This is a genomic window from Dapis purpurea BLCC-M126 (assembly GCF_050015975.1).
GTDB lineage: Bacteria > Cyanobacteriota > Cyanobacteriia > Cyanobacteriales > Microcoleaceae > Trichodesmium.
This window is the reverse complement of record NZ_JBNHER010000103.1, coordinates 1-5,057: the sequence shown is the minus strand read 5'-3', so window position 1 is coordinate 5,057 and position 5,057 is coordinate 1. Positions and strand designations below refer to the sequence as shown.

At 35.5% G+C, this 5,057-nt stretch carries 3 protein-coding genes; 2 read left to right on the top strand and 1 reads right to left on the bottom strand.

The window, feature by feature from the left end; all coding sequences use genetic code 11:
- Window positions 1-919: 919 nt before the first annotated feature.
- Window positions 920-1,234 carry a Mo-dependent nitrogenase C-terminal domain-containing protein gene (locus ACP6PL_RS09755; RefSeq protein ID WP_426544986.1) on the top strand — a complete coding sequence of 105 codons (315 nt, stop codon included), beginning with the start codon at window positions 920-922 and terminating at the stop codon, window positions 1,232-1,234.
- A gap of 1,142 nt (window positions 1,235-2,376) precedes the next feature.
- Here ACP6PL_RS09755 and ACP6PL_RS09750 read toward each other — a convergent pair.
- Window positions 2,377-3,111 carry a PEP-CTERM sorting domain-containing protein gene (locus ACP6PL_RS09750; protein ID WP_426544984.1) on the bottom strand — a complete coding sequence of 245 codons (735 nt, stop codon included), beginning with the start codon at window positions 3,109-3,111 and terminating at the stop codon, window positions 2,377-2,379.
- Window positions 3,112-4,228: 1,117 nt separating this feature from the next.
- On the opposite strand from ACP6PL_RS09750, the gene ACP6PL_RS09745 reads away from it, so the two are divergent.
- The gene (locus ACP6PL_RS09745) at window positions 4,229-5,011 is read left to right on the top strand and encodes a hypothetical protein (RefSeq protein ID WP_426544982.1); all 783 of its coding nucleotides are present in this window, start codon (window positions 4,229-4,231) and stop codon (window positions 5,009-5,011) included.
- Window positions 5,012-5,057 lie beyond the last annotated feature (46 nt).

The following is a 5,057-nucleotide window of genomic DNA, read 5'->3' as shown; positions in this document are numbered from 1 at the left end:
ACTCATTACTCCTACAACAGTTTTGTGGTCTACTCAACTGAAAAGCGCTGTAATGCGTAGTGCTTTAATATGAATAAACCAGAATCTTTAAATCAACCCACGGCATCATCTTCAGTAATTTGAGTGATACGGCTGACGCCACGCTCGGTGTTTCATGTCGCGCAGCGTTTTTCATGTCGGCTCTTAGCCATTAGCGGAGCTTTGCGCTAGCAAAACGAAGTTGTGCGGAACGCTAAATGCCATAGCAGTTTTCAATCAGTCATAATTTGAAGAACGAGGGCATGACAAACGGAAATCGCCCCTACGACTCCTGACTACTGACTACTGACTACTGACTCCTAACAATGAGTTTAGTGGTCTACTCAACTGAAAAGGGCTGTAATAGACTACATTGCCCTTATGTCCAGCCTTTGGAATACACCCGCCCCTGCAATTTTTTCAACATTTAATTTAGACCTACCTACTTAAATATCTCCAGCAAATTAATAAGCTTTTTTTTAACTTTTGTAGGGACTTTCCATAGAAAGTCTCTATATTATTGTGATTTAGATCAACATATTTTTCCAAATAATGTAATAGAATTAAACTTCAGTATATTAGATAACAATTTGCTTAATTGAAGTTTTTTTATAATTATTTTTTTATGCAAATTTACTGAACATTTTGCTAATTTTTATAGATAATAATTCTTTTTTTAGTTTCAATCATTTAATGTCTGCATTAACAAATTTTTTTAATAAAAGCCTGTAATTTGAAACACAAATTAAAATACTTAATCGAATCTTCACAATAGTAGGGGAAAAAATTAAAGTTATTGTGAAAGTTTGTCAAAATAGGCCAATTTAACTATGCAATGGGGTGACATAAAAGTTAAAGTATATATATTGATAGAGTTGAATTTATATAGGATTATCTGATTATGAGTTCCATTACAAGTATTTCACCAGAAGTTGCTCCCGCTCCTCATAACTACTTAGATAAGCTACTACAACCAATTAGAAGATATCTTGATGGTGTAGAAATAAATAGTCCAAAAATGGCACATTGGTTATGTCAATTAATTCCAGCTCAATGTCCTTTTGAGAGAGATATAAAACTATTCGGACATCTACTTTTCCACATTCCTCCTATGTGTAAACTTAATCCTTTGTACGACCAATTTATCGGATTAAGATTTAGAGCTTTAAGTTTTCTAGCAGATGTCTGTGGAGAGGATATTACTAGGTATTGTTAAAATCTATTTCTGATTTTAAATTATTTATTTTTTATGTTGTTTGCAGTTAATTTCTGAATAATATTTAAGTGCGGTAGTCAAAGCCCAGTTTCAAGGAGGAAATTGGGTTTTTTAGTATTATATTTGGAGGAGTTATATCATGTCCGGTTGAATAGTTATAAATAAATCGGGGAGGAGTCAGGAGTCAGGAGACAGGAGTCAGGAGGGAAGAGAGGAGAAAGAAAGTATAAAAAGAAGAAAGTTTTTTTATCACTAATTATCCGGACATGATATTAGGAGTCATAATAGTTTTTCTCAATTCACTATTATTCAGATAAACCTGCCCCCCTACACCAATAATCTAATGCAAGTTCATTAACTGTGTCAGTCTGTTATCTGTTATATAGAATTTTGATAATTACCATACCCAAGTCATTGCGACTGGAACGTAGTGAAAGGAAGCAATCTCAGAGGTGCGCGGAGATTACTTTCTTTCGTCGCAATGACAACTGTTCAACACTAGAACTACTAGGACGTCTAGCTTGAAAATGTGGGTAAAGAGCGAGTCAATTAAGACCTCTCCCCCAACTATCCCTTATAAACTCTTTTCTGATAGGGAGATGGGGGGATGGGGAGATGGGGAGATGGGGCGATGGGGGGAGAAAAACCTCTAATTATAGCAGTTTTCATTAACATAGAGTACAGAGATTTTACTTAAAGCCAGAAAGCAGAAGTTTTTTATACTATCCCTTAATTTAATAATTCTGAATTCTGAATTCGTGCATTCTAAATTAATAACAATAAATTTTGTAGTCTACCTTTGTGAAAACCGCTATAAATAGGTTTACTCTCCTGAAATCTGCATTGAATAGCAAATACATAACTTCTCTATGCGTGTCAAATTTTATGTTAAGAAAGATGTTTATAAAGCATAACTCCTACAAGGAGAGGGGAGAAACTCCCGCTTCCCTTGTAGGGAATGGGGTTACGGGGTTAGGTTTTACCCACAATTTTAGTCTAGACGCACTACTACTATGAATATACAAACAAAAAAAATACTGGTATTCTCCTGTTGAGTTTTTAGGAGAATCCCAGTTATGGGAATATCATTTTTTCTAACTTTAGAATTTATAGTAGATGCAATTATAGTTCAAAGAAATTTCTTAGTGAGACTGACGACGACGGGAAAGGAACATTCCACCACCGATGAATGCTAAAGCTGCAATGCTGCTAGGTTCTGGCACGCGCACTTTTGGTTCATAATTCATGTTGTTGTTGAGATCAACGTATACATCGGAAACATAGAAGGATATATGAGACAAACCTTTACCTGCGTTTCCGCTGCCATCAAGGGCGACTCCCATAGTATTCCAGTCTAAAACTGTACCTTTTTCGATACCATCAAAGAAGTAAGCGCTCCATTCTGTGCTTGTTTTGAGAACCATTGCGAATTGGTAGTTAACATTTTCATCAAATGTTACTGTTCCCTCGCTTCCGCCTCCTCCTCCAACAATGTCTAGCGTATAATTCAATAAATTGGATTCTACGCTCGTAGGACCATTATTATACTCGGAGTCAACATCTATTTTATAGAGGTCTTTGTTATCCCAACCTATTGATGTTACTTCGTTGTCCCATAAGCTCAAACCTTCAACTTCACTTTGACTATTCGAGTCATTTTTGGTAGTACCACGTTCGCAGCCTAGATAGGTACCTGTGTAGGGGGCTATATTACTGTAAACGTTGTCCACGTTAAACATATTCTCGCAAGATACGGAGGTGCTGCTGTCATCACTCTTGTTGGGACCACCCTTAGCAAAAGCATCTGTAGCGGAAACACCAACCAACCCAATGCTCATTAAAGAAGTAGCTAATACAGTGGATAATACGCTTTTCATCTTAATTATTGTCCTTGTTTGTTTTGTTGTAATTTTTAACTTCTAGAATAATAGAGCAGAATCCGGATATTTTTTTTTAGTTCTGCTTGCTTACCTTTCATTTACTATGATGCACAACTTTTCTGAAAAATGCAATAGATAAAGGGATATCTTTACGAAAACAACATAAATATGTATTTTCAACGATCTATTTTTATTAGAATAACTTAAAAAAAATAGTGATAATACTGATGAAAATAATCTAAATATACGTTAAATGGCTTACTTTTTTGTAGTGGTTAAGTGATATTACTTAAATAAATACCGAAACCTTTTTTTGAGGAGAAGAAAATAGATTGATTTGTAGAGATAAAAATAAAGATGAAAAGTTGCTATATCTATTTTCTAAAGGAGAAATATTGTATGTGGCCTACTGTTAATATGCCTGATAACTTGATATGTATTAGAAGTATAGATAAAATTAATAATATGCTTCTCCTAAAATACCTACAGGACAAACCCAATTATAGAAATTTATCGTAGATGCAATTATAGTTCAATACAATTTCAACGAAATGTCAGGGTTTGAGATTGCTTCCTATGGTCTCAATGACATTAATGATCTAGGTTTTGCGTAAGTCCTGTTTATTCTCTAATGCAGCTCTCTCTGGCCATGACAACTGAAAGGCCAAAGGGATAGCAGCGATATGCCTCTGGCACGCTACGCGATCGCACTGAATTGATATGTTGCTAGGAAATATTTCCTAAATATTAGCACGGATTTTACCTGCTCTAATTTAGGATGTGATTTTGCATAAACTCCTTCTTGATAATACTTTCACGAATTCTTGTCCAGCAATCTTTTTTCCATAATGTATTGCAATGGTGGCAAATCAACCAATTTTAAGGGGGTTATTTTGCGGGATTAGGTGATAATTTATCGCTGTATCCACGGAGTTAAGCTTATATTTCCCTCCCTATAAATAGATTAAACCTTAAGTATGGCAAGGCTTTGAGTCTTGTCTTGATGACCTTGTTCAAACTTATGCAAATCTTTATCGTTTATTCACCTATTAGCCATTTGGTTTAGTTATATTGAGTTTAGTTAAACAACGCACATTCCAAATAAAGAAAGCAGATGAAGACAACTCAATCTAAATTATTAACTACTGCATTTGTTTTAGGTTCCGTAGCTTTAGGTACATTAGGGCAGGCGCAAGAAGCAGCAGCACTCGTATTGCAAACACTAGATAAAACAAATAATGTAAATACTGATGCCTTCAAGGATATGGGTATACATTCTAACGATGAAGTATTAGAATATTTCCTAGCAGAAGATTATGCAAATGGACAACATGCTTTCTGGTTTTCTGGAAACGATGGTGATAGCAAATATTATCACTGGTATGGGGATGCTTTATTCTATACATTTGATGAAGATGAAAATGGCAAGATTGATGGTGCTCGTCTACTAGGCTATATTCAGGACAATGATAGCGATACAGCAGATTCAGGACAATTTGAAGTCGATCTTACCTTTACATTCAGAGGAAAAGGAACAAATGGAGAAGGCTGGGGCGGTCAGAAAACAGAACAAGTTAGTAAGAGTTTTGCCAAAGATCAAGCTGATAAGTGGAAATATTTTGATATTGATACATCAAAGTCTACCTTAACAGGTCTAGGAAGCTATGAGGGTACTACACTAAACTTGTTTGACCATAGTGCTGGAAGATACCCAGTTCAGTTTGGTTACGGAGCTAATGCCAAGAATGAAAAGCTGGGTCTTGCTACATGGTTTGAGGATATCGACTCAGATATCTTGGTCAAACAGAATGGCAACCCCAGAGAACTCAAAGACTTAAAAATTAAGCATTTAGATCAACAACACCAAGCAGTTAAAAACCTATTAAAAGGGGTTTGAGTAGCAACTGTACAGAAAACCACGCTAAGGCTGTATCTATCTCCAG

Excerpts from the sequence above, each read along its gene's own strand:
- ACP6PL_RS09755 (WP_426544986.1), top strand. The coding sequence starts at position 920 with ATGAGTTCCATTACAAGTATTTCACCAGAAGTTGCTCCCGCTCCTCAT.
- ACP6PL_RS09750 (WP_426544984.1), bottom strand. The coding sequence starts at position 3,111 with ATGAAAAGCGTATTATCCACTGTATTAGCTACTTCTTTAATGAGCATT.
- ACP6PL_RS09745 (WP_426544982.1), top strand. The coding sequence starts at position 4,229 with ATGAAGACAACTCAATCTAAATTATTAACTACTGCATTTGTTTTAGGT.